This is a genomic window from Nocardia sp. JMUB6875, from assembly GCF_041154655.1.
Classification (GTDB): domain Bacteria; phylum Actinomycetota; class Actinomycetes; order Mycobacteriales; family Mycobacteriaceae; genus Nocardia.
Genome location: NZ_BAAFGR010000010.1, coordinates 56843 through 80518 on the forward strand (window position 1 = coordinate 56843; position 23676 = coordinate 80518).

Genomic DNA, 23676 nt, shown 5'->3' on the forward strand with positions numbered 1-23676 from the left:
CCGCTATGTCCGGGAAAGAAATTCAGTGGCGGCGCGATCCCGGTATCGCCGATGCTCGGAGGATCCGAACGAGAGGGGTTGCATGCTCACCGACGCTCAGATCTCCGATTTCATCACCGACGGATTCGTGAAGGTGGAGAACGCCTTCTCGCCGGAGCTGGCCGCGGCAGGACGCGACATGCTGTGGCGGGCAACCGGATGCGACCCGGACGATCCGGCCACCTGGACCCAGCCGGTCCACCGCTTCCCCGACTTCTCGATGCCCCCGTTCGTGGCGGCAGCCAATACCCCGGTCCTGCGCACGGCCTTCGATCAACTGGTCGGTTCCGGCCGCTGGATGCCTCGGAACAGCCTCGGCGGCTTCGTCATCCGCTTCCCCAGCGACCAGCCGCCCGGCGATGACGGTTGGCACATCGACGCCAGCTTCCCCGGCGACGACCCCACGGCGGACCCCTTCGATTATCTGCAGTGGCGCGTCAGTCTGCGGTCCAAGGCCCGCGGCCTGCTCATGCTCTTCCTGTTCTCCGACGTCGAACCCGACGACGGCCCCACCCGCATCCGTGTCGGCTCCCACCTGCGGATCGCGAAAGCACTGGAGCCGCTGGGCGAACGGGGCGCGACCGTCGTCTCCGCGCCGATGGTCGAGGCGTACGGTTCGACGGCCGACCTTCCCGAGGCCTACGCCACCGGCCGCGCCGGTGACGTCTACCTCTGCCACCCGTTCCTGGTGCACGCCGGGCAGTCCCACCACGGCAAGAACCCGCGCTTTCTGGCTCAGCCTCCGCTGCACACAGTGGAGCCCTGTGTCCTGGACCGCCCGGACGGCGCGTATTCGCCCGTGGAGCAGGCGATTCGGCGGGGTCTAGCGGAAGCGGGCGAGGATCGGCGCGAACGCGTCGGCTAGATCGCCGGGCACCAGCAGTTCGTCGATGCCGAGCTTCTCGCGACGGTGTTCCAACAGCTCGGCGGCCTCGGCCGGGTCGGCGGGCAGCAGGGTCGCGGCATCGGCGGCCCGGAGCTGTTCCAGGCTGACGCCCATGAACTTGCTCATGAACGGCGGCAGGACGTCCCCGATGGCCACCAGTTGCAGGCTGAAGGCGATGGGCCGATCGGTCTGATCGCGGACGGCGGCAACGATATCCGCCAGATCGTTCTCGGTGGCGGTCGGCGCCACGGCCAGGTGCACGCGGTCGGCCAGTCCGGCCGCGGCGGCCAGCATGCGCGGTCCCGATGCCGCGATGACAATGGGCGGTGCGGGTTTCACCTCGGCCCGGACGGCCGCGATGACCTCGGCCAGCTGCCTGCGACGTTCCGCCGCGGAACCCCAAGGCATGCCGAACTTTCCGGCCTCCCGCTCGGCATCCGGTCGCCCGGTGCCGATGCCAAGTTCGAACCGGCCGTCCGAAAGCAGTTGCAGCGCCGCGGTTTCCCGCACGGTGGTGGCCGCCGTGCGCATGGGCGCGGCCAGCACATTGGGCCGCAGGCGCAGGGTGCTGGTGACCGCGGCCGCCGCGGCCAGGGCCGGGAACGGCGATGGCGTGTAGAGGGTGTCCGGCAACAGCACGATGCCGTAGCCGTTCTGTTCGGCGCCGCGAACCTGCTGTACCCACTCGGAGCCGGAACGGGGCGCGATGACGATTCCGAAGTTCATGCTCATGTTTCGAGCATCCGCCGCCCGGATTGTCGGCGAATCTGTTTCGCGTCGACACCTCGCGTACGCCTCGAGGCGTATCCGGCCGCCGCGCGATCACTGCCAGCCGGGGCGGACCAGGCCGGATTCGTAGGCCATGACCACGAGTTGGGTGCGGTCGCGGGCGCCCAGTTTCACCAGGATTCGGCTGACGTGGGTGCGGGCGGTGGCGGGGCTCATGTAGAGGCGGTCGGCGATCTCGGCATTGGTGAGGCCCTCGGCGACCAGGGCCATGACTTCGCGTTCGCGGTCGGTGAGTTCGGAGAATTCGGCGGTGGGGGCGGGTTTGGCATGGGTGGCGAATTCCTCGACCAGGCGTTTGGTGACGCTGGGGGAGAGCAGGGCGTCGCCGCCCGCGACCACCCGGACGGCCTTGATGAGGTCGGCGGGTTCGGTGTGCTTGACCAGGAAGCCGGTGGCGCCGGCGCGCATCGCCTCGAAGACGTACTCGTCGAGTTCGAAGGTGGTCAGCACGACCACCTTCACCGCGGCCAGGGCCGGGTCGGCGGCGATGGCGCGGGTGGCGGCCAAGCCGTCCAGGACCGGCATGCGGATGTCCATGAGCACGATGTCGGGAATCAGGTCGCGCGCCAATTCGACGGCCTGCTCGCCGTTCTCGGCCTCGCCCACCACCTCGATGCCGTCCTGGGCGCCGAGTAGCGCGACGAAGCCCGCCCGCACCAGCGCCTGATCGTCGGCGATCACCACCCGAATGCTCATCGCACCTCCCTGGCTCGAATCATCCACTCACGCAGCCGGTTCGGGCCGCGCCAGATGGGTGGGCAGCCGGGCCCGGACCCGGAAACCGCCGTCCGCCTTGGGTTCCGCGGACAGATTGCCGCCCAGCGCGTGGGCGCGTTCGGTCATGCCGGTGATGCCGTGGCCGCCGGTCGGTGACTGCGGGGCGGGCTGGCGGGTGGGGCGGGTGTTGTCGATGGTGAGCTGCAGCCGCTCGGCCGCGTAGTGCACGGTGACCAGCACGCTCGCACCGGGCGCGTGCCGCACCACATTGGTGAGCGATTCCTGCACGATGCGCGCGGCGGCCACGTCCACCACGGCGGGCAGCCGGCGCGGACCGCCGGTCACCATGGTGTGCACCACGAGTCCGGCCGCGCGGGCCGGACCGGTGAGCTTGTCCAGATCGGTGATGCCGATGGTGGGCGCGGTGGGCGCGGCCACGGTGGCGGTGCCGCCGCGGATCGAGCGCAGCAGTGCGTTCACCTCGCCGAGTGCGTCCTTGCTGGCGGTCTTGATGGCGGCCAGCGCGGTGGCGGCCTGTTCCGGCTTGCGGTCGAGCAGTTCCAGCGCGACCGAGGACTGCACATTGATCAGCGACAGGCTGTGGGCCAGCACATCGTGCAGTTCGCGCGCGATGGCCAGGCGCTCCTCGGTGACCCGCTGCTCGCGTTCGGCCGATTCCAGTGCGCGCTGGGCCTGTTCGCGTTCCCGCTGGGCCTGTTCGCTGCGCCGGGCCGATTCGGCCCGCTGCCTGCGGGCGGTCACGGCGGCGGTGCGCTGCCGGATGCCCTCCGCGGCCGCCGCGAGCACGAAAAGCCAAGCGAGCAGGCCGAATTCCTGCCAGGCATTGGTGTCGTATCCGCGCCAGCCCGGCACCGGCCACACCATGAGCAGATAGCCGACAGCGACCAACGGGTAGGTGTACCAACGGGATCCGGTGATGGCCGCGGTCAGGAAGGCGACCACGAGGGAGATGAAGATCGGGCCGTAGCCGTAACCGACCAGCAGGTACGCGACGGTGATGAGGAGCGTCCCGTAGAACACCTGCAGCGGGTAGCGGTTGCGCAGGACCAGCAGCAGCGGACCCGCCACCAGCAGCAGGTATCCGAAGACATCGAGGTCGCGCACCACCTCCTGGTGGTGGTTGGCCAGGGTGCCGAAGCCGAGCTGTATCGCCCCCACCGCCACCGCCGGGAGCAGGTCACGCCGTCCGAGCCTTCCCCCGCGAAAGTCCATAGCTGCACCGTAGCGCCGTACGCGGGCCGCGGCACCGTGTCGGCTCGAAAATACGTCGAGATACGTAGCGCCGATCGCGCGCCGCGACGGATTATTTCCCGGCTCTCGAAGCGGATCGTTTTACCCATGAACGAAGCGATTGTCGTCACCGACCGGTTGACCAAACGCTACGGCACCCACACCGCCGTGGACGCCGTGAGCATGACGGTCCGCCGCGGCGAGATCTACGGTTTCCTGGGCCCGAACGGCGCGGGCAAGACCACCACCCTGCGCATGCTGGTCGGGCTGATCCGCCCGTCCTCCGGTACCGCCGCGGTGCTCGGTCGGCAGCCCGGCGACCCGGATGGCCTGCGCCGCATGGGCGTTCTCATCGAGGGCCCCGGCTTCTATCCCTATCTCTCGGGCCGCGACAACCTGCGCGTCCTGGCCCGCTACCGGGGTGTCGGCGACGACGAGGTCGCCGAGGCTCTCGCCCGGGTGGCGCTGTCCGCCCGCGGCAAGGACAAGTTCCGCACCTACTCGCTCGGCATGAAGCAGCGCCTCGGTGTCGCGGCCGCCCTGCTCGGCCGTCCCGACCTGCTGATTCTCGATGAACCCACCAATGGCCTGGATCCGGCCGGCATGGCCGAGATGCGGGAGCTCATCACCGGACTCGCCGCCGACGGGCACACCGTCGTGCTGTCCAGTCACCTGCTCGCCGAAGTGCAGGAGATCTGTGATCGCGTCGGCGTGATCTCCGGTGGGCGCCTGCTCGTCGAATCCACGGTGCGGGAATTGCGGGGCACCGCTTCGCTTTTCGTGCGCGCCGAACCGCTGGGCGTGGCCTTCCCGGCGGTGCGCGCCGCGGTGGGGGAGCGTTCGGCCCTGTTGACCGCCGACGGTATCCGCGTCGACGCCGGCGCGAGCCAGGCCCCGGTGGTGGCGCGCGCCGTCATCGAGGCGGGCGCGGACCTGATGGAACTGCGCAGCGACGAGAAGTCGCTGGAGGAAGTCTTTTTCGAGATGACGGAGACCACGAAATGAGAGACCTGCTGGCCAGCACCCGGGCCGACCTGCTGCGGCTGCGCAAGTGGCCCGCCTTCTGGATCGTGCTCGGCACCTGGATCCTGTTGAACCTGACCTTCGCCTACCTCTTCAACTACCTGGCCTACTCCACCGGCAGCACCAGCCGCATGTCCAACGGCCTGCCGCGCGAGGCGCTGCTGCAGCAGATGCTGCCCGCGGCGGTGCCGGAGGTGTTCACCCAGGGCATGGCCATGTTCGGCGGCGCGCTCATGCTGGTGCTGGGCGCACTGGCGGTGGGCAGCGGCTACGGCTGGGGCAGCTGGAAAACCGCACTCACGCAAGGGCCTTCGCGGGTGAGCGTGATCGGCGCGGTGGTGCTGAGCCTGGCGGTGACCGTTTTCGCGCTCGTGGTGATCGCGTTCGTCGTCGACACCGGGGTGGCGGCGCTCATCGCCGGAACCCAGGGGCAGTCCCTGGCGCTGCCCTCGGCGGGCCGGATCGTGCTCGGAATCGCCTCGGGCACCGTGATTCTGGGCATGTGGACGCTGGCGGGCGCGGTGGTCGGGGCAATCGCCCGCGGCCCGGCGCTGGCGGTCGGGCTGGGCCTGGTGTGGGTGCTGGTGGTGGAGAACCTGCTGCGCGGGGTGGCCGGGATCTTCTCGCCCATCAAGGCGATCACCGACCACATGCCCGGCACGGCAGCCGGATCCCTGGCGGGTTCGCTGCGCACCGTGACCGGACCGGCCACACCGGGCGTGCTGGACATCCTGTCCCGGGGCGAGTCGCTGATCGTGCTGGCCGTCTACATCGCGGCCTTCGCGGGCGGCACGGTCTGGCTGATCCGCCGCCGCGACATGATCTGAATCAGGCCGGGGCGGAACCGATAACACCACGAGCGAGCCGGGCGAGCGCGGACTTGATCTCTTCGGAGGTCAGTCCGCGCTCGCGCTGGTGTGTGTAGACCTCCGCGGCAAGCGGCGCGAGCAGTGCGTCCACCATCGAATCGGGTTGCGGCACACCGGCCGCCACGAGCAGCGAGCGCACGTGCACCACCCAGAACTGATATGCCCCGGTCCGGAAGCGCGCGCCGCCGGTCTCCGCGCCGAGCACCAAATGCGCGTGCGTATCCAGCAATTCGACCATCGCGGCGTAGAACGCGGCCAGTCGTTCGGCGGGCGGGGCACCGGGTCCGAGCGGCGGCTCTCCGCGCAGCAGCTGCTCCTGCAGCGTCCGCTCGTGCTCGTCCAGCAGTGCGACCGCGATCGAGACCACGTCCGGATAGCGCCGGTACAGCGTCCCCCGTCCGACCCCCGCGGCCTTGGCGATGTCGTCCATGGTGACCGTCCGCGGATCGCGGGTCGCGAACAGCTCCGCCGCGGCCGCCAGCACCTTGGCCCGATTGCGGGCCGCGTCGGCGCGCTCGACGGGAGCGGGCGCGGACTGATCACCGAGCAAGGGCAGGGACGGGGTATCCATGCAGCTCACTGTAGCCGTTGAAGAATAAGTGGACAAGCTGTCCGGTTCTGGTCTACCGTCATCGAAGTAACCGGACGGAACGTCCACTTGATGGGAGCCTCGATCATGACCACCCTGCTGCACCTCGACGCCAGCGCCCGCCGCCACTCGATCAGCCGCGAGCTCGGCAGCGAATTCGCCGACGCCTGGCGCGCCGAACACCCCGACGGGCACTACGTCCACCGCGATCTGGCCGCCGACCCGATCCCGTTCATCGGCGAGGGCTGGACCGAACTGTGCGATCGCGTACTGGCGCATGGCAGCACCGACCTCGACCGTCTGGCGGAACTGGTGAATTCGCCCGCACAGCAGGCGGCTTGGGAGATCGTCGAGCCGCTGCTGGCCGAGGTCCGCGCGGCCGACGTCGTGCTGATCGGCACGCCGATGTACAACTACTCGATTCCCGCCAGCCTCAAGGCCTGGCTGGATCAGATCACCTTCCCGCGAATGTCGCTGGCCCCCACCAGTTTCGTGGTCGTCACCGCCCGCGGCGGCGCGTACTCGCCGGGCGCGCCGAAGGCGGCCTACGACTATCAGGAGCGCTACCTGCGCGACTTCTTCGCGGGCCATTTCGCCGTCGAGGACACGGTTTTCGTGAACGCGGAACTGGTCAACTCGCGCCAGGATCCCGCACTGGCCCACCTGCGCGAGAAGCACGACGCCTCGTACGCCGCCGCCCTCGACCTGGCCCGCAAGCTCGGCAAGCAGTACTGAGACGACAAGGGAGCACTGAAATGAACTGGCTCGTCCTGGCTTTGGCGGGCGCGGTGGAGATCGCGTGGTCGCAGTCCATCAAGCCGACGCAGAATTTCACCAAGCCGCTGCCCACCCTGATCTGCTTCGTCCTGGCGGCGGTCGCGGTGTACCTGCTCTCCTACGCCATGCAGTCGCTGCCGGTGGGCACGGCCTACGCCATCTTCACCGGCATCGGCGCGGTGGGCGCGATCGCGCTGGGCATCGTGGTGCAGAAGGATCCGCTGAGCGCGGGCCGGGTGCTGGCGCTGTCCATGATCGTCGGCGGCATCGTGCTGGCTCGGGTCACCAATCCCGAGTGACGGCCCGCCGGGGCGGTATCGTCGCGCCCCATGGACGTTGCGCCCCCGCGGCCACCCGACCTCTCCGCGCGACCGTTCTTCCTGGTCGCCGAGCGCATCATGGCCGCCTCGCCCGCCGAGCTCTACCACCAGTGCACCACCGGGTTCGGACTCTGGTTCGCCGACCCGGGCTCGGTGCTCATGCGCGCCGCGGTGAACGAGCCGTTCTACTTCACCGCGGGCGGCGGCCACCCCCACTACGGCAGATTCCTGCGGCTGGAACCCGACCACCTGGTGGAGCTGACCTGGGTCACCAGCGGCACCGAGGGCGCGGAAACCGTTGTCACCCTCGAACTCTCGGCCCACGGCGCGGGAACGGCGCTGCTGCTCACCCACGCCGGATTCCAGTCGGCGGACAGTCGTGACCGGCACGAGGCCGCCTGGCCCAAGATTCTGGAGCGCTGGGATCACCGCACCGCCGCGGCGGTCTGAAGCGTAGGTTCGACGCCGTACCCGGAAATAACGAAAGGACTTGGCATGCCCACACGTAGCGCGCGCACAGCTTGGACCGGTGGTCTTCAGGACGGCTCGGGTCAGGTCGAACTGATCAGCTCGGGCGTCGGCAAGTACGACGTCTCCTTCCCGAAGCGCGCCGCTGACAATGCCGACGGCACCACCAGCCCCGAGGAGCTCATCGCCGCCGCCCACTCCTCCTGCTACTCCATGGCGCTCTCGGGCCAGATCGGCAATGCCGGCGGCACCGTGCAGAGCCTGGACACCACCGCCGATGTGACGCTGGGCCCGGACCCGGCGGGCGGCTTCCGCATCTCCAAGATCAAGATCACCGTGGTCGGCCGGGCGTCGGGCATCGACGAGGCCGGCTTCCTGGCCGCCGCCGAGGCCGCCAAGGCGGGCTGCCCGGTCTCCAAGGCGCTGTCGGGCGTCGACACCATCGAGCTGGACGCCACCTTCGAGGCGTAATACGGCCCCATACTCGAGAAATCCCGGCCGACACTCAGGTCAGCCGGGATTTCTTGTGCGTGGTGATCAGGCGTTCTTGCCCGCCACGTCCATGACGACCTCGAATTCCAGCAGGGACGCGCCGGTGGCGACGGGCTTGCGGGCCTCGCCCGAGTGGGCCTCGCGGGCCGGGCCGTCGCGCCAGGCCGCGAAGGACTCCTCGGAATCCCACTGCGTGACAACGAAATACCGGTTGTCACCGGAGACCGGGCGCAGCAGCTGGAAGCCCAGGAAACCGGGCGAGTTCTCGACGGCGTGCGCGCGGTGGGCGAAGCGCTGTTCCAGTTCGGGGCCCGCGCCCTCGGGCACCTCGATTGCGTTGATCTTGACGACTGCCATGGGGCCGACCCTACTCCGGCCGTTCGGACGTATCGTTCGAGGCGATGTTGTATGACGAAGGCGGCACCGGGACCTCGATCCTGCTGCTGCACGGTTTGATGGGCAGCGCCCGCACCTGGCGCTCGCAGTTGTCCTGGCTGCGCGAGTTCGGGCATGTGTACACCTTCGACGCGGCCGGTCACGGGCGACCCGCGCCCGAGCGGTTGACCACCGAGGCGTTCGTGGCGGACCTGGCGGTCGCCACCGCCGAGATCCCCGGGCCCATGGTGGTGATCGGGCATTCGATGGGCGGGCTGCACGGCTGGATGTTCACCGCCGCGCACCCGGATCGGGTGCGTGCGCTGGTGGTCGAGGACATGTCCCCGGACTTCCAGGGGCGCACCGCCGAGAATTGGGCGGCCGTGATTTCGGCTTGGCCGCAACCGTTTCCGGACGAGGCGGCGGTGCTGGAGTTCTTCGGACCGGTGGCGGGGCGGTATTTCCTCGACTCGTTCGTTCAGGGGCCGGACGGGTATCGGTTGCACGGCGAGGTCCCCACGTTCCGGGACATCTCCGAGGAGTGGGGGACCCGCGACTTCTGGTCCCAGTGGAAATCCATCACCGTGCCGACGCTGCTGATCGAGGGCGAGCACACCATCACCCCGCCGGGGCAGATGCGTGAGATGGCCGAGGTTCATCCGGATGCGAAACACGTCGTCATCGGGGATGCGGGGCATCTCGTGCACGACGATCAACCTGCCGCCTACCGGGTCTTAGTCGAGGAGTTTCTGCGCCGCATCCTCGTTTGAGGGCGGGTGCCTTCAGTCGGAGGGGGTTGTCGTCGTATGCTCGGCTCGACCGAGAATTCCTGACGGATGGTGACCAACGATGATCGACTTCTCGATTCCCGCCGACCTTGCTGCCGAACGTGATCGGGTTCGCCAGTTCGTCATCGACAAGATCGTGCCCTTCGAGCGCGACCCGCGCCTGACCGCGCACGGCCCGAACGACGAGTTGCGCCAGGAAATGGTCGAGCTGGCCCGCGCCGAGAAGCTGCTCACCATCCAGGCCCCCGTCGAACTGGGCGGGCGCGGCCTCACCCATGTCGAGCAGGCCGTGCTCTACGAGGCCGCGGGCTGGTCCACGCTGGGCCCGGTCGCCATGAACTGCGCAGCCCCCGACGAGGGCAATATGTTCCTGCTCTCCAAGATCGCGAATCCGGAACAGACGCAACGCTTCCTGCAGCCGGTCATCGACGGCCACCAGCGCAGCGTCTTCGCCATGACCGAACCGGGCGGCGCGGGCTCGGACCCGAATCAGCTCGCCACCGAGGCCGTCTTCGACGGCGAGAACTTCACCATCAACGGCCGCAAGTGGCTGATCACCGGCGCGGACGGCGCGAAGACCTGGATCATCATGGCGCGCTTGGCCGCCAACCCGCACCTGCCCGAGGGCCCGACCCTGTTCCTGTGTGACGGCGACACCGAGGGCATCGTCATCGACCGGATCATGAACACCATGGACCGCAACTACGTCGGCGGCCACGCGGTGGTGAACTTCGAAAACCTGGTGCTGCCCAGGGAATCCGTGCTCGGCGAGACCGGCCAGGCGCTGCGCTACGCCCAGCTGCGGCTGGCCCCGGCCCGCCTCACCCACTGCATGCGCTGGCTGGGCGCGGCCGAGCGGGCCCAGTCCATCGCGGTCGACTACGCCAAGACCCGCACCGCCTTCGGCAAGCCGATCGGCGAGCACCAGGGTGTGTCGTTCATGTTGGCGGACAACGAGATCGCGCTGCACCAGTGCCGCCTGACCATCTGGCACGCCTGCTGGCTGATGGATCAGGGACACAAGGCCCGCCACGAATCCTCGATCGCCAAGTCGTATGTGTCCGAGGAGCTGTTCAAGGTCACCGACCGCTGCGTCCAGGTGCTCGGCGGCATCGGCATCAGCGATGAGACGGTGGTGGAGATGATCTTCCGCGATATGCGCGCCTTCCGCCTCTACGACGGCCCGACCGAGGTCCACAAGTACGCCATCGGGCGTCAGATCCTGCGCGGATGATCGAGGTCCCGGGCGTGCCGTCGCCTTGATGACTAGGATTCTGGCCCATGAGTTCGGAATTGCACGTGGACGTCTCCGGCGGCGTCGCGGTGCTCACGCTCAATCGTCCCGCCCAGCAGAACGCCCTGACCCCGGCCATGGCGTCGGAACTCGGGGCGTCGCTGCGCCGCTGCGACAATGACGACGCCATCGGGGCGGTCGTCATCACCGGCACCCCGCCCGCCTTCTGCGCGGGCGCGGACCTGTCGCTGAAGGTCGGCGAGGTCAACGGCCTCATCGACCCGCCGCCCTTCCGGATTCGAAAACCGGTCATCGCCGCGGTGAACGGGCATGCCGTCGGCATCGGCCTGGAGATCGCCCTGCAGTGCGACCTGCGCTATGTGGCCCGCGACGCGGTCTACGCGCTCAACCAGGTCCGCCGCGGCGCGCTCGCCGACGGCTACGCGCACTTCACCCTGCCGCGTCTGATCGGCAGCGCCCGCGCGGCCGACTTGCTGCTCACCGGCCGCACCTTCGACGGTGACGAGGCGCGCTCGCTGGGGCTGGCCAATGCCTGCCTGCATGCCGCCGAAGTGTTGCCGACCGCCCTCGAGGTGGCCCACGACATCGCGCACGGCTCGGCCCCGCTCCCGGTCGCGCTGTCCAAGCGGCTGCTCTGGGAGGCGCCCACCATGACCCCGGAAACGGTGGGCCGCTTGGAAACCGAGCTCAACGACTACGTCGCCAAGAGCACCGACGGCGGTGAGGGCGTGGCCGCGCTCAAGGACCGCCGCCCGCCCAAGTGGACCGGCAGTGTCAGCGGCGAATGGCCGGCCTGGGACGCGGTGACCGGCGGCGAGCAGCGGCCGGGTCTGGACTGAGAGTTTCGGCCGGTACCGGGGTCAGCGGCCGCCGCTGATCGCGATCAGCAGGAACAGGATTCCGATGATCACCATCAGGCAGGTGCCGATGATGCCGAGAACGTAGCCGACCACCACCTGGACGCGGCCGCCGAACCGGCCCTCGCCCGCCTCGATCTCATTGAGCGCCCGCCGGCCCATGGCCCAGGCGATCGGGCCCAGCGCGCCGCAGCAGAACACGCTCAGCGCGCCCAGCAGCAGGACGGCCGTGGCGTGCTCGTGTTCGACGGGGGTACCGAGGGGCGGCTGATCGTAGACCACCGCCCGAGTTTACGGGCGTGAGCACCGCGCGGGCAGGCTGACGCGCGGTTTTCGCTTGCGCCACTTGATCATCGAGGGCCGCTGCCCTCGACAACCAACTGGGCGACCGTCCGAGAACGGCCGGGTCGATTCAGTCCCGGCCGTGTCGAATCAAGACCGGCGCTGCCGCGCGACCTCGGCGAGCACGACGCCCGCCGCCACCGAGGCGTTGAGCGATTCCACCGGCCCGGCCATCGGAATGCTCAGAATCGCGTCGCAGTTCTCGCGTACCAGGCGCGAGAGCCCCTTGCCCTCCGAACCCACCACGATGACTGTCGGTGCGCTGCCGTCGAATTCGTCGAGGGTGGTGTCGCCGCCCGCGTCCAGGCCGACGATCTGGTAACCCTTGTTGGCCCAATCCTTCAGCGTGCGAGTCAGATTCGTGGCCCGCGCGACCGGAAGCCGGGCCGCCGCACCGGCACTCGTGCGCCACGCCACCGCGGTGACGCTGGCGCTGCGCCGCTGCGGGATCACCACGCCCTGCCCGCCGAAGGCCGCCACCGAACGGATGACCGCGCCCAGGTTGCGGGGATCGGTGATGTTGTCCAGCGCCACCAACAGCGCCGGCTCGCCCGAGTTGTGCACCCGGTCCACCAGATCGTCCGGATGCGCGTACTTGTAGGGCGGCACCTGCAGCGCCATGCCCTGATGCATGGCGTTGTGGCTCATCTTGTCCAGGTCGGTGCGCGGCACCTCCAGGATCGAGATGCCGGTCTCGGCGGCCGTCTTCACCGCCTCGGAGAGCCGCTCGTCGTTCTCGGTGCCGTTGGCGACGTAGAGCGCGGTGGCGGGCACGCCCGCGCGCAGGCACTCCACCACCGGGTTGCGGCCGAGCACCAGCTCCGGACCCTCGTTGTCCTTGCGGCCCGCGATCGGCCGGGAGGCATTGCGGGACCGGGCGGTGGCGGCCGACACCTCGGCCTTGGCCTTCGCCTTGGCCCGCTTGGCGGCGACGTGATAGACCCGATCCTCGGCCTTGGGGGTCGCGCCCTTGCCCTCGAGCCCGCGGCGGCGCTGCCCGCCGGAGCCGACGGTCTGCCCCTTCTTGGTGCCGGACTTGCGCGTCGCCCCGCGTCGCTGGGAATTGCCTGCCATCTCTTCGCCTTCCGTATCTGCGGTAGCCCGCCTCGACCCGGCCGCGGGTCGAACCCGCTCGCGTTCGATCATGCGGGATACCTGCATCCGGTCGGCGCAGCAAACGGCTGCGCCCTGTGCATCTGTGTCAACCGGCTGCGAAAAGCCCGCCGGGACCCTACGAATTCTGCCTCACGCTGGGCCGAAGCCCCGAATTCGGTGTGCTCCGCCACACCGCGGGGTGCGGCGGAGGTCGATTATTTGCCGTCCTTGTCCAGCGACCACTCCGCACCCCGCGCGGTATCGGTCACCACGACGCCCGCCGCCTTGAGCCGGTCGCGCACCGCGTCGGCGGTGCCCCAGTCCTTGTCGGCGCGCGCCTGCTGCCGCCGTTCCAGCTCCGCGCCGATGAGCACATCGAGCGCGGCGATGGCGGCGGAATTGTCGGCGGGCGCGGCCCAGTGCTCGTCCAGCGGATCCACGCCCAGGATGCCGAGCATGCTCCGGACCTGACCGGCGAGCCTGCGCGCACCCGACAGATCACCGGCGTCGAGCGCCTTGTTGCCCTCGTTCACCACGCCGTGAATCTCGGCCAGCGCCTTGGGCACTCCCAGATCATCGTTCAGCGCGTCCGCGAAGGCCGGGGTCCAGGTGCCGACCGGTACGTCGCCCGCGCGCTCGGCGGCCCGCAGCACGAACGCCTCGACGCGCTGGTAGCTGGTCGCGGCCTCGGTGAGGGCCTGGTCCGAATATTCGATCTGCGACCGGTAGCTCACGCTGCCCAGGTAGTAGCGCAGTTCGACCGCGCGCACCCCGACCCGTTCCAGCACATTCGGAATGGACAGCACATTGCCCAGCGATTTGGACATCTTCTCGCCGCCCATGGTGACCCAGCCGTTGTGCAGCCAGTAGCGGGCGAACCCGTCCCCGGCCGCGCGCGACTGCGCGATCTCGTTCTCGTGGTGCGGGAAAACCAGATCCATTCCGCCGCAATGAATGTCGAATTCCGCCCCGAGATAGAACTCGGCCATGGCGGAGCATTCCAGATGCCAGCCCGGGCGACCGGGACCCCACGGCGACGGCCAGCTCGGCTCGCCCGGCTTCGCGGCCTTCCAGAGCGTGAAATCACGCGGATCCTTCTTGCCCTGGCCCGCGCTCTCGCCCTGGTGCACATCGTCGAGCTTGTGGCCGGACAGTTTTCCGTAATCCGGGAAACTCAGCACATCGAAATAGACATTGCCCGCCGACGCGTAGGCGTGGCCGCGCTCGATGAGCCGCTCCATCATCCCGACCATCTGGGTGATGTGCCCGGTGGCGCGCGGCTCGGCCGACGGCGGCAGCACGCCGAGCGTCTCGTAGGCGCGGTCGAAGGCGCGCTCGTGGGTGGCGGCCCACTCCCACCACGGGCGGCCGTGCTCGGCGGCCTTGTTCAGGATCTTGTCGTCGATATCGGTGACATTGCGAATGAAGGCGACGTCGAAACCGTTGGCGGCCAGCCACCGTCGCAGCACGTCGAAGGCGACGCCGCTGCGCACATGGCCGATGTGGGGGTTCCCCTGAACGGTCGCGCCGCACAGGTACACCGAGGCTTTGCCAGGGACCAAGGGCGTGAATTCACGCAAGGTCCGCGTCTCGGTGTCGAAAAGGCGCAGAGTCACGACGGGCATCCTAGCTGTTGGGATCGGGCGGTTTACGGGCGCGTCAGGCCCGACAACACAGCAGCGCGGTGGCGACCGCCGCCACGCCCTCGCCACGGCCCGTGAGGCCCAAACCGTCGGTGGTCGTGCCGGACACCGACACCGGCGCACCCAGAATCTCACCGAGCACCTGTTGTGCTTCGATCCGCCGCGGACCGATTTTCGGGCGATTTCCGATTACTTGTACAGCCGCATTGACAATGTCGAATCCGGCCTCGTCCAAAAGCCGCCGGACTTCCTTCAACATGGCCGCGCCCGATACGCCCTCCCATTCGGGACGGCCGGTGCCGAAAACCGCTCCCACGTCGCCCAATCCGGCCGCGGACAGCAGCGCGTCGCACAGCGCGTGCGCCGCCACATCGCCGTCGGAGTGGCCCGCGCAGCCGCTGTCGCCCTCGAACAGCAGACCCGCCATCCAGCAGGCCCGGCCGGGTTCGACGGGGTGCACATCGCTGCCGATTCCGGTGCGCAGGGCGCGGGGATCGATCACGGCGCGATCACCGCCTCGCGTGTCGTGTCCAGCCCACCTGCGGTGTCGGCGGTATCACGGCGGGTGGCCAGGGTATTGGCGAGGACCAGGTCGAGCGGCGTGGTGATCTTGAAGGCCAGGGCGTCACCGGGCACCGTGCGCACCGTCGCTCCCAGCATCTCCACCAACCCCGCATCGTCCGTCGCCTGTGTCCCCACAGCGTAGGCGGCGCGCAATAGCGCGGCGTCGAAGCCCTGCGGAGTCTGGATGGCGCGCAGGTCGGAGCGGTCCGGCGTGCCGGTCACCGCGCCCGCGGCGTCCACGGATTTGATGGTGTCGGTCACCGGCAGCGCGGGCACCACGGCCTGCGCTCCGGCGCGCAGCTCCTCGACCACGCGGGTGATCAGCGCGGGCGGGGTGAGGGCGCGGGCGGCGTCGTGCACGAGCACCAGGGTGGCCTCGGGTGCGGCGGCGAGTCCGGCCCGCACCGAATCGGTGCGTTCGGCCCCGCCGGGCACCACGTGCACGGGGACCAGCGAATCGGGCAGCAGGGCGCGGGTCTCGTCGACGAGTTCGGCGGGCACCATAACCACAACGTCGTCGACGGAACCGGAATCGATCAGCCCCTGGACCGCCCGAGTGAGCATGGGACTGCCGCCGACGTGGACGAAGGCCTTCGGCTTGTTCTCACCGAGACGCACGCCCATGCCGGCGGCAGGAACCAGAGCGACGACACGGGTGTCGTCGCCGGGTGTTGTTTTCACGGTCAGGAGGCCGCTGCGAGAACCTCGTCGAGCAGGGTCTCGGCCTTGACGTCATCGGTGCCCTCGGCGAGCGCGAGCTCACCGACGAGGATCTGACGCGCCTTGGCCAGCATCCGCTTCTCACCGGCGGACAGGCCGCGGTCCTGCTCACGACGCCACAGGTCGCGGACGACCTCGGCCACCTTGTTCACATCGCCGGAGGCGAGCTTCTCGAGGTTGGCCTTGTAGCGACGGGACCAGTTGGTCGGCTCCTCGGTGTGCGGAGCCCGCAACACCTGGAAGACCCGGTCCAGGCCCTCCTGCCCAACGACATCGCGGACGCCGACGTACTCGGCATTCTCCGCGGGAACCCGAACGGTCAGGTCGCCCTGTGCGACCTTCAGGACCAGATACTCCTTTTGTACACCCTTGATGGTGCGGGTTTCGATAGCTTCGATCAGCGCCGCTCCGTGGTGGGGGTAAACGACGGTGTCTCCGACCTTAAAAATCATGTGTCCCGTGCCCCTTTCGATGTTCACAGTTTAACATGCGACTCGGTAACGGCGCGATCAACGGCGCAGGTCAGGGCCACAACGAGGCGGCGGCGGGGGTTGACAGAACGCGAATCGTGTGCATCCCGTTGTGGCATAAGGGGATAGCGCATCGAGCAGTTCGCGTGCATATGCGAGTGCGTAGTTCGCATACGCGACCGAGCACCCTCACATAAACGGCAATGCATCACTCGAGAAGTCGTCTCCGAATCCGTGTCAGGTCCCCTGACACATCCCGTCCGGTCGCTCTCGGGAATCCATGCCGAGGGTTCCCGGGTACGCGGGCGCTGACTCCCGGGTACCCCGCCGCGCGGATGTGACACCCCGCCACGCGGATACGACACCGCCCGCGTGTGGTGCGGGGGAGGGCACGCATTACTCTCATTGACTACTACTCTCCATAGTGGAGTTAGCCCGGTCGACATGGAGGACCCCGTGACTGCCCTGAAAGCCACCACTGCGTCGAAGTCGCGGCGGCGTGCCGTGACAGTTGCCGCTCTCGCCGCGGGCGCCGTGCTCGCGCTGTCGGGCTGCGGCGCCGGCCAGATCTCGCAGACCGCCACCCAGGTCGCCGCCGTCAACGGCAACTCGGCCAATGTCGGCTCCATCGCCCTGCGTGACGTGCGCTTCCTGATCCCGCAGACCGAGGAGTTCAACAACGCCAAGGGCGGCAAGGCCGTGGTGGCCTTCAGTGCCGTCAACCTGAGCGACAGCAAGACCGACGAGCTGGTCAGCATCACCACCGATCTGGGCCAGGTCAAGCTGGCCGACAAGTTCGAGATCAAGCCGTCCAGCACCGTCGTGGCCGGCAAGCCCACCGCGAAGGACGCGGCCACCGCGGCCGCCGTGCACGAGCAGAACGAGGGCCAGCCGGCCGGCGACAAGGCCGCCGACCCGAACGCCAAGCCGGTCCTGATCGAGGTCACCGGCCTGACCAAGGACGTCACCCCCGGTCTTACGTACCCGCTGACCTTCGTGTTCAAGGAAGGCGGCACCGTCGTCGTCAACGTGCCGGTCGACGCGGGCCCGAACAACCCGCGCCCCGAGCCCGCGAAGAAGGCCGAGAAGGGCGGCGAGCACTAGTCTCGCCCCGAACGATCGCAGCAGCGCCCGTCCCGTTTCCCGGGGCGGGCGCTGTTTTCGGTTCAAAGGCTCTGTGTTTCGGCGGCCGGGGTGCCGGAGCTTGTCGGCGGTGCTGGCTAGGCTGCCCCGCGTGGCCAAGGTGAAATCGCTGTACCGGTGCGCGGAGTGCACGCACGAGGTCGCGAAATGGGTTGGGCGGTGCCCGGATTGCGGAGGGTGGGGGACCATCGAGGAGGTCGCCGCGTCCTCGGCGGCGGTGGCGACGGGGCGGCGGGCGATGCTGCCGAGCACGGCGGCGGTGCCGATCTCGAGCGTCGACTCCAACAAGACGCACGCGCGGGGCACGGGCGTGTCCGAGCTTGACCGGGTGTTGGGCGGGGGCATCATTCCGGGGTCGGTAGTGCTGCTGTCGGGCGAGCCGGGGGTCGGGAAGTCGACGCTGCTGCTCGAGGTGGCGCACCGGTGGGCGCGGGCGCGCGACGAGATCGCGCTGTACGTGACCGCGGAGGAGTCGGCGGGGCAGGTGCGGCTGCGGGCGGACCGCACCGGGGCGGTGCACGAAAAGGTGTATCTGGCCGCGGAATCCGATCTGGGGACCATCCTCGGCCACGTGGAGCAGGTGAAACCCTCACTGCTGGTGGTGGACTCGGTGCAGACCATGCTGGCCGCCGACGCGGACGGCGTGATCGGCGGTGTCACCCAGGTGCGGTCGGTGACGGCGGCGCTGACCTCACTGGCCAAGGCGAGCGGTATCGCGGTGCTGCTGGTCGGGCACGTCACCAAGGACGGCGCGGTGGCCGGTCCGCGCACGCTCGAGCATCTGGTGGACGTGGTGCTGCAGTTCGAGGGCGACAAGCACTCCTCGCTGCGCATGGTGCGCGGCATCAAGAACCGCTTCGGCAGCACCGACGAGGTCGGCTGCTTCGAGATGCGGGAGGCCGGAATCCATTGCGTGGACGACCCTTCGGGGCTGTTCCTGCACCATCGGACCGATGCGGTGCCCGGCACCGCGGTGACGGTCGCCATGGACGGCAAGCGGCCGATGCTGGGCGAGGTGCAGGGGCTCACGGTGGACACCCAGGCGCCCGCGCCGCGGCGCGCGGTGAGCGGGCTGGATTACAACCGCGTTTCCATGGTCCTGGCGGTCCTGCAGAGCCGCGGGGGCGTGTTCGTGGGCAAGCAGGACGTCTACGCGGCCACGGTGGGCGGTATGCGGCTCACCGAGCCCGCCGCGGATCTGGCTGTCGCGCTTGCCATCGCGAGCGCCAGCCAGGATCTGGCGCTGCCCAGCGGCATGGTGGTGCTGGGCGAGGTGGGCCTGGCGGGCGAGGTGCGGCAGGTGACCGGGCTGAGTCGCAGGCTGGCCGAGGCGGAGCGGCTGGGCTTCACCGAGGCGCTGGTGCCGCCGGGCGTGGAGCGCTCGAGTCGCGGCATGAAATTGCGTGAGGTGGCCGATATCCGTGCGGCGCTTGCGGTTACCGGGCTGCGCCGGCGGCGGCGCGAGGAGGCGCCGCTGGAGATGGCGGAATAAGGATCCGAATCGATACGGCGCGTGAATCGAATTCGAGCGGAAAAGGAATTCGGTTCACCGCCATTCGAATTCCCGAATAACAGCGGAGGCCGGAATCCGATCGATCGGATTCCGGCCTCCGCTGCAATTCGTGCTGGATCAGGCGATATTGAAAGGCTCCGGGGCGCTGCGCACCGAACCGAGCTGGGCCACAACGCTGTACGGGCCCGACGGCACCGGGACGCGCTCGCCCGCGCAGTTGGGCTGGGAGGTGGAGCCGGACCAGGCGACGGTGAAGGCGGCCTGCTGGCCGGGGGCCAGGGTGCGCATGTCGGGGGTGCCGTCCGGGTAGCAGTCGGTGCTGGACCACAGCTTGCGCTGGCCGTCGAGGGACTGCACCTGGACCAGCTGCAGCCCCGAGCCCATATCGCGTTCGCAGGCATTGCTGGAGATATTGGTGATCACGATGCCGAACTGCGGCTGCTCGCCGACCTTGTAGGTGGGCTGGCCGACGGTGACCTTCACGGCCAGCGACTGGTCGGGGCATTGCCCGGCCACGGCGGCGGGGGCGGCGCCGCTCGAGGTGGCGCCGGAGGGCTTGGGCGAGCTGGGATCCGGCGCGCCCGAGGAGCTGCCCGCGGGCTTGTTGGTGGCCGCGGGACTGGAGCTGGTGCTCGCCTTGGCGTCGGTCTTGTGGTCGCCGCCGCCCTTCAGCAGCGCGAAGGCACCCCAGATGACCAGCGCGAGCGCGATCACCACCGCACCGATCGCGGCCGCGCGGCGGCGCCAGTAGATTTCCGGTGGCAGAGGTCCGTTCGGTTCCAGCACGGTGACAACGGTAAGGGCAGCGTCGGGATCATCCCGGGCAGGGTCTCGGCGTGTCGGACGTGAAAGCGCCTACGGGGGCGGTAAATTCCGCCGCCCCCCGGGGACGAATCAGACAACCTCGCCGATATTGCCGATCACCCGGTGCAGCTTGATCTCGCCGTCGCCGAGGTTGTAGGTGACGCACGCGATCGCGCACTCGCCGGTGGCCACCCGCTGGGAGATGATCATCGACCGCTGCATGAGCAGGCGGGCGGTCTCCTCGACGTGGCGGGCCTCGAGCTCGTCGACCTCTTCCAGGCCCTCGCGGCGGCCGATCAGGATCGACGGGGTGACGCGCTCGACCACCGAGCGGATGAACCCGCCGGGGACATTGCCGTGGTCGAGGGCGTCGATGGTGGCGCGGACCGCGCCGCAGCTGTCGTGGCCGAGGACCACGATCAGCGGCACGTTCAGCACCTGCACGCCGTATTCGATGGAGCCGAGCACCGACGAGTCGATGACGTGGCCCGCGGTGCGGACCACGAACATGTCGCCCAGGCCCTGATCGAAGATGATCTCGGCGGCGACGCGGGAGTCGCCGCAGCCGAACAGGACGGCGCTCGGATTCTGCCCGGCGACGAGCTTGGCCCGATCGACGGCGCCTTGGCTAGGGTGCTGCAACGTGCCGTTGACGAAGCGCTCGTTCCCCTCACGCAGGGCTTTCCAGGCACTTATCGGGTTGTTATGCGGCATGTGTCCCATTCTCCATAGCCCCTTGGTTACCGGCGAGTCCTTATCGTTACGGTCCGGCAAAGACCAGCCGACCACGCCACGTTGTCTCCGGTGAGCCACCGGATGCTCGGTTGGCCGCTGCCGGATTCGGCAGGGGCGCGCTATGGATACCATCGGGAGCGGCCGGGAGGAGGCGAAATTGGACAGTACGGGGTTTGGCCGGGACGCACTCATCGACTGGTACCGCGACACCGCGCGGGACCTGCCGTGGCGGCGGCCCGGCGTGACCGCGTGGCAGATCCTGATGAGCGAGATCATGCTGCAGCAGACGCCTGTCGTACGCGTCGAGCCCATTTGGCGGGAGTGGGTGGCGCGCTGGCCGGTGCCCTCGGCCATGGCCGCCGCGCCGCAGGGCGAGGTGCTGCGGGCCTGGGGCAAGCTCGGCTATCCGCGGCGCGCGCTGCGGCTGCACGAGTGCGCGGGGGTGCTGGCGCGCGAGCACGGCGACGAGGTGCCCGCCGATGTGGAGGTGCTGCTGAGCCTGCCCGGCATCGGCGCGTACACCGCGCGGGCGGTGGCCTGTTTCGCCTACGGGCAGCGAGTTCCGGTGGTGGACACCAATGTTCGACGTGTGGTGGCGCGCGCGGTGCACGGGCGCGCGGAGGCGGGCAATCCGGCGGCGCGGGATCTGGCCGAGACCGAGGCCCTGCTGCCCGCCTCGATCGAGCGGGCCGCGGTCATGTCCGCGGCGCTGATGGAACTGGGCGCGCTGATCTGCACCGCTCGCACCCCGGACTGCGAGCGTTGCCCACTTACCGAGTGCGCGTGGGTTTCCGCGGGCCGCCCGGCCTCGGAGGCGGTGCGGCGGGTGCAGAAGTACGAGGGCACCGATCGGCAGGCGCGCGGTCGTCTGCTCGATGTGCTGCGCGGCGCCACGGGCCCCGTGGAGCGGGTTCGCTTGGACCTGGCCTGGACTCGCGATCCGGGGCAGCGTGATCGCGCGCTGGATTCGCTGCTGGTGGACGGGCTCATCGAGCAGACCGCCGACGGCCTGTTCGCGCTGGCGGGCGAGGGAAGCTGATCCGCGGTCCGCCGCCCCTCATGCGGCGGACCGCGGTCCCGTCACGCGGTGACGAGGGCTCTTACACGGTGACGAGGGTCTTGCGCCGATTGCGGGTGCGGGAGCCCACGATCCGGCAGATCAGGTAGATCGTGAACGAGATGGTGGTGACGAAGGTCGAGATCGGGACGCCGGGGGCCAGCGAGAGCAGAATGCCTCCGACGGCGGCGATTTCGGCGAACACGATCGACAGCACCGCGACCCGGGCCGGGCTGGCGGTGAGCTGGGCGGCCGCGGCTGCCGGGGTGATGAGCAGCGAGAGCACCAGCAGCGCGCCGACGATCTGCACGCCGAAGGCGGCGGTCACGCCGAGCAGGACGGCGAAGACGATGGACAGCGCCCGTACCGGAACCCCGCGCGCGACAGCCACTTCCGGATCGGAGCTGGCGAACAGCAGCGGCCGGTAGATCGCGGCGAGCACGATGAGCACAGCGGCCGTGCAGGTGGCCAGCAGGCCCAGGCCGGAATTGCCGACGCTCACCACCTGGCCGGTGAGCAGCGAGAATTTCGAGCCCGCGCGTTCGGGGCCGAGCCAGAGGAACAGCACCGACAGGCCGAGGCCGAAGGACAGCACCACGGCGATGACCGAATCGCGTTCGCGGGCACGGGAACCCAGGACGCCGAAGAGGACCGCGGCGATCACCGAGCCGATGATCGCGCCCGCGCCGACGCCGACGCCGACCAGCAGTGCGGCGGCCGCGCCGGTCAGCGAGAGCTCGCTGGTGCCGTGCACGGCGAAGGACATCTGGCGGCTGATGATGAGCGGGCCGATGGCGCCGGCCAGCAGGCCGAGCAGCGCGGCGGCGATGACCGCCTGCTGCACGAAGTCGTAGGAGAGCAGATGCGTGGTGGTCGAGAAGTCGAACATCTGCGAGAAGAGCTTGGACAGCTTTTCCATTACGCGCGCACCTCTTTCGCGATCTCACCGTGTCCCGGCCGATTCTCGCCGTGGCAGTGGGCCGCGCCGGACTCGCCGAGCGCGTCCATGGCGTCGCCGGTGCCGACCACGACCAGGCGGCCGCGCACGCGCAGCACGTCCACCTCGGTGCCGTAGAGCTCCGAGAGCGTCTCCGAGGTCATCACCTCGTCGGGCGTGCCGATCCGGAACTGCCCGTCGACCAGGTACAGCACCCGATCCACCAGCGGCAGAATCGGATTGATCTCGTGCGTCACGAACAGCACCGCGGTGTCGTGGCTGCGCCGCCGCCGATCGATGAGCTCCGACACCAGCCGCTGATTCGCCAGATCCAGCGACAGCAGCGGCTCGTCACACAGCAGCACCTTCGGATTCCCGGCCAGCGCCTGCGCCACCCGCAACCGCTGCTGCTCGCCACCCGACAGCGCGTCCAACGGCGCATAGGCGAACTTCTCCGCCCCGACCGCCGAAATAGCCTCCGCTACTTTCCTTTTGCGTTCCTTGCGTCCCCGCAACCCGAGCCCCCAGCGATGCCCGTCCACGCCGAGACCGACCAGATCCACCCCGCGCAACTGTGCCCCGCCCTCGATGGTCTTCTGCTGCGGCACATACCCGATATCCGGATTCCCCACCCGCACAGCCGATCCCGCCACCTCCGCGGTCCCCGCGGTCAACTTCAACTGCCCCAGCAGCATCCGCATGAGCGAGGTCTTCCCGGACCCGTTGGGCCCCAGCACCGCGATGAATTCCCCCGGCGCCACATCCAGATCCAGCCCCTGCCACAACGTCCGTTCCCCGAACGACAGCCGTGCACCGGTCAGCCGCACCGCGGGCGCGCCGCTGCGCCGCGCCGCATCTGCCTGTGTCGCTGCGCCACTTGTCGCCGCCGGAATTCCCGGCACGGCGGACGATGCGGCCGCTGATTCGGTGCGCCGCACCGATGTACCGTCGGTCAGGGTTGGCGCGGGAGCCGGTGTGCTCGTGGGGTGTAGCTCGGCTTGTGTCGCAGCGCCATTCGTCGCGCCGGAGGAGCGCACCGTCGTGGCCACCGAGGCTTCGCCGGACGGCTCGGGCGCGGGGTCCACGGCAGGAACGGTATCGGCGCACGACGAGCGGCCCGACGGGGTGCGGGGGCGGACGCCGGTGAGGGGGCAGCCG

At 69.3% G+C, this 23676-nt stretch carries 28 protein-coding genes; 13 read left to right on the forward strand and 15 right to left on the reverse strand.

Features of this window, described 5'->3' with window-relative positions; translation table 11 throughout:
• Nucleotides 1-82: 82 nt before the first annotated feature.
• Nucleotides 83-904 carry a phytanoyl-CoA dioxygenase family protein gene (locus tag ACAM49_RS04480; RefSeq protein WP_369634163.1) on the forward strand — a complete coding sequence of 274 codons (822 nt, stop codon included), beginning with the start codon at nucleotides 83-85 and terminating at the stop codon, nucleotides 902-904.
• Here the strand turns inward: ACAM49_RS04480 and ACAM49_RS04485 are convergent.
• From ACAM49_RS04485 to ACAM49_RS04495, 3 genes are all read right to left on the reverse strand, one after another.
• The gene (locus tag ACAM49_RS04485; protein ID WP_369634164.1) at nucleotides 863-1657 is read right to left on the reverse strand and encodes an LLM class flavin-dependent oxidoreductase; all 795 of its coding nucleotides are present in this window, start codon (nucleotides 1655-1657) and stop codon (nucleotides 863-865) included. The genes ACAM49_RS04480 and ACAM49_RS04485 overlap by 42 nt on opposite strands.
• A gap of 90 nt (nucleotides 1658-1747) precedes the next feature.
• On the reverse strand, nucleotides 1748-2410 hold the full coding sequence (locus ACAM49_RS04490; RefSeq protein ID WP_369634165.1) for a response regulator: 663 nt from the start codon (nucleotides 2408-2410) through the stop codon (nucleotides 1748-1750).
• A 27-nt stretch (nucleotides 2411-2437) separates the two neighbouring features.
• Nucleotides 2438-3664 (reverse strand): sensor histidine kinase, encoded by a 1227-nt coding sequence (locus ACAM49_RS04495; protein WP_369634166.1) that lies wholly within the window; start codon nucleotides 3662-3664, stop codon nucleotides 2438-2440.
• A 126-nt stretch (nucleotides 3665-3790) separates the two neighbouring features.
• Here ACAM49_RS04495 and ACAM49_RS04500 point away from each other — a divergent pair, with 126 nt between their 5' ends.
• Nucleotides 3791-4687: an ABC transporter ATP-binding protein gene (locus ACAM49_RS04500; protein WP_369634167.1), complete on the forward strand. Its 897-nt coding sequence runs from the start codon at nucleotides 3791-3793 to the stop codon at nucleotides 4685-4687.
• On the forward strand, nucleotides 4684-5532 hold the full coding sequence (locus ACAM49_RS04505) for an ABC transporter permease (protein WP_369634168.1): 849 nt from the start codon (nucleotides 4684-4686) through the stop codon (nucleotides 5530-5532). The genes ACAM49_RS04500 and ACAM49_RS04505 overlap by 4 nt, the downstream gene beginning before the upstream one ends.
• Before the next feature lies 1 nt (nucleotide 5533).
• Here the strand turns inward: ACAM49_RS04505 and ACAM49_RS04510 are convergent, their stop codons facing one another.
• Complete coding sequence (locus ACAM49_RS04510; RefSeq protein ID WP_369634169.1) at nucleotides 5534-6145, reverse strand: TetR/AcrR family transcriptional regulator; 612 nt, start codon at nucleotides 6143-6145, stop codon at nucleotides 5534-5536.
• 105 nt (nucleotides 6146-6250) lie between these two features.
• On the opposite strand from ACAM49_RS04510, the gene ACAM49_RS04515 reads away from it, so the two are divergent.
• From ACAM49_RS04515 to ACAM49_RS04530, 4 genes are read left to right on the forward strand one after another with little or no spacing between them, the layout of a single operon-like run.
• Nucleotides 6251-6898, forward strand: a complete 648-nt coding sequence (locus tag ACAM49_RS04515) for an FMN-dependent NADH-azoreductase (protein ID WP_369634170.1) — start codon at nucleotides 6251-6253, stop codon at nucleotides 6896-6898.
• Nucleotides 6899-6918: 20 nt separating this feature from the next.
• Nucleotides 6919-7239, forward strand: a complete 321-nt coding sequence (locus ACAM49_RS04520; protein WP_369634171.1) for a multidrug efflux SMR transporter — start codon at nucleotides 6919-6921, stop codon at nucleotides 7237-7239.
• Between the two features lie 30 nt (nucleotides 7240-7269).
• Nucleotides 7270-7710: an SRPBCC domain-containing protein gene (locus ACAM49_RS04525; RefSeq protein ID WP_369634172.1), complete on the forward strand. Its 441-nt coding sequence runs from the start codon at nucleotides 7270-7272 to the stop codon at nucleotides 7708-7710.
• A gap of 45 nt (nucleotides 7711-7755) precedes the next feature.
• Nucleotides 7756-8199 carry an OsmC family peroxiredoxin gene (locus tag ACAM49_RS04530; protein WP_369634173.1) on the forward strand — a complete coding sequence of 148 codons (444 nt, stop codon included), beginning with the start codon at nucleotides 7756-7758 and terminating at the stop codon, nucleotides 8197-8199.
• A 66-nt stretch (nucleotides 8200-8265) separates the two neighbouring features.
• Here the strand turns inward: ACAM49_RS04530 and ACAM49_RS04535 are convergent, their stop codons facing one another.
• Nucleotides 8266-8577 (reverse strand): antibiotic biosynthesis monooxygenase, encoded by a 312-nt coding sequence (locus tag ACAM49_RS04535; RefSeq protein ID WP_040802917.1) that lies wholly within the window; start codon nucleotides 8575-8577, stop codon nucleotides 8266-8268.
• Nucleotides 8578-8621: 44 nt separating this feature from the next.
• Between ACAM49_RS04535 and ACAM49_RS04540 the strand changes: the two genes are divergently transcribed.
• The 3 genes from ACAM49_RS04540 (at nucleotide 8622) to ACAM49_RS04550 (ending at nucleotide 11477) form a co-directional block, all read left to right on the forward strand.
• Nucleotides 8622-9365 (forward strand): alpha/beta fold hydrolase, encoded by a 744-nt coding sequence (locus ACAM49_RS04540; protein WP_369634174.1) that lies wholly within the window; start codon nucleotides 8622-8624, stop codon nucleotides 9363-9365.
• 79 nt (nucleotides 9366-9444) lie between these two features.
• Nucleotides 9445-10617, forward strand: a complete 1173-nt coding sequence (locus ACAM49_RS04545; protein WP_369634175.1) for an acyl-CoA dehydrogenase family protein — start codon at nucleotides 9445-9447, stop codon at nucleotides 10615-10617.
• A gap of 47 nt (nucleotides 10618-10664) precedes the next feature.
• Entirely contained in the window at nucleotides 10665-11477 is an 813-nt protein-coding gene (locus ACAM49_RS04550) for an enoyl-CoA hydratase/isomerase family protein (protein ID WP_040802923.1), read from the forward strand.
• 21 nt (nucleotides 11478-11498) lie between these two features.
• On the opposite strand, the gene ACAM49_RS04555 is transcribed toward ACAM49_RS04550, so the two are convergent.
• The 6 genes from ACAM49_RS04555 to carD all read right to left on the reverse strand — a co-directional run bounded on the left by ACAM49_RS04555 (nucleotide 11499) and on the right by carD (nucleotide 16311).
• Nucleotides 11499-11777, reverse strand: a complete 279-nt coding sequence (locus tag ACAM49_RS04555; protein WP_369634176.1) for a DUF4190 domain-containing protein — start codon at nucleotides 11775-11777, stop codon at nucleotides 11499-11501.
• 150 nt (nucleotides 11778-11927) lie between these two features.
• Entirely contained in the window at nucleotides 11928-12911 is a 984-nt protein-coding gene (gene rlmB / locus ACAM49_RS04560; RefSeq protein ID WP_369634177.1) for a 23S rRNA (guanosine(2251)-2'-O)-methyltransferase RlmB, read from the reverse strand.
• Nucleotides 12912-13147: 236 nt separating this feature from the next.
• The gene (gene cysS / locus ACAM49_RS04565) at nucleotides 13148-14548 is read right to left on the reverse strand and encodes a cysteine--tRNA ligase (RefSeq protein WP_369634178.1); all 1401 of its coding nucleotides are present in this window, start codon (nucleotides 14546-14548) and stop codon (nucleotides 13148-13150) included.
• 43 nt (nucleotides 14549-14591) lie between these two features.
• The gene (gene ispF, locus ACAM49_RS04570) at nucleotides 14592-15059 is read right to left on the reverse strand and encodes a 2-C-methyl-D-erythritol 2,4-cyclodiphosphate synthase (RefSeq protein ID WP_369634190.1); all 468 of its coding nucleotides are present in this window, start codon (nucleotides 15057-15059) and stop codon (nucleotides 14592-14594) included.
• Between the two features lie 14 nt (nucleotides 15060-15073).
• Nucleotides 15074-15820, reverse strand: coding sequence for a 2-C-methyl-D-erythritol 4-phosphate cytidylyltransferase (ispD, locus tag ACAM49_RS04575; protein WP_369634179.1), 747 nt, complete (start codon nucleotides 15818-15820; stop codon nucleotides 15074-15076).
• Nucleotides 15821-15822: 2 nt separating this feature from the next.
• On the reverse strand, nucleotides 15823-16311 hold the full coding sequence (gene carD, locus ACAM49_RS04580; RefSeq protein WP_019931623.1) for an RNA polymerase-binding transcription factor CarD: 489 nt from the start codon (nucleotides 16309-16311) through the stop codon (nucleotides 15823-15825).
• A 474-nt stretch (nucleotides 16312-16785) separates the two neighbouring features.
• Between carD and ACAM49_RS04585 the strand changes: the two genes are divergently transcribed.
• Nucleotides 16786-17433, forward strand: a complete 648-nt coding sequence (locus ACAM49_RS04585) for a hypothetical protein (RefSeq protein ID WP_369634180.1) — start codon at nucleotides 16786-16788, stop codon at nucleotides 17431-17433.
• Between the two features lie 130 nt (nucleotides 17434-17563).
• The gene (gene radA, locus ACAM49_RS04590; RefSeq protein WP_369634181.1) at nucleotides 17564-18964 is read left to right on the forward strand and encodes a DNA repair protein RadA; all 1401 of its coding nucleotides are present in this window, start codon (nucleotides 17564-17566) and stop codon (nucleotides 18962-18964) included.
• Nucleotides 18965-19102: 138 nt separating this feature from the next.
• Here the strand turns inward: radA and ACAM49_RS04595 are convergent, their stop codons facing one another.
• Both ACAM49_RS04595 and ACAM49_RS04600 read right to left on the reverse strand, forming a co-directional pair.
• Entirely contained in the window at nucleotides 19103-19771 is a 669-nt protein-coding gene (locus tag ACAM49_RS04595) for a hypothetical protein (RefSeq protein WP_369634182.1), read from the reverse strand.
• 108 nt (nucleotides 19772-19879) lie between these two features.
• Nucleotides 19880-20503 (reverse strand): carbonic anhydrase, encoded by a 624-nt coding sequence (locus ACAM49_RS04600; RefSeq protein ID WP_369634183.1) that lies wholly within the window; start codon nucleotides 20501-20503, stop codon nucleotides 19880-19882.
• 142 nt (nucleotides 20504-20645) lie between these two features.
• Here ACAM49_RS04600 and ACAM49_RS04605 point away from each other — a divergent pair, with 142 nt between their 5' ends.
• Nucleotides 20646-21563 carry an A/G-specific adenine glycosylase gene (locus ACAM49_RS04605; protein ID WP_369634184.1) on the forward strand — a complete coding sequence of 306 codons (918 nt, stop codon included), beginning with the start codon at nucleotides 20646-20648 and terminating at the stop codon, nucleotides 21561-21563.
• A gap of 61 nt (nucleotides 21564-21624) precedes the next feature.
• On the opposite strand, the gene ACAM49_RS04610 is transcribed toward ACAM49_RS04605, so the two are convergent.
• Complete coding sequence (locus ACAM49_RS04610) at nucleotides 21625-22500, reverse strand: metal ABC transporter permease (protein ID WP_369634185.1); 876 nt, start codon at nucleotides 22498-22500, stop codon at nucleotides 21625-21627.
• Nucleotides 22500-23345, reverse strand: a complete 846-nt coding sequence (locus ACAM49_RS04615) for a metal ABC transporter ATP-binding protein (protein ID WP_369634191.1) — start codon at nucleotides 23343-23345, stop codon at nucleotides 22500-22502. Before ACAM49_RS04615 ends, ACAM49_RS04610 begins: the two co-directional genes overlap by 1 nt.
• Between the last annotated feature and the right edge of the window lie 331 nt (nucleotides 23346-23676).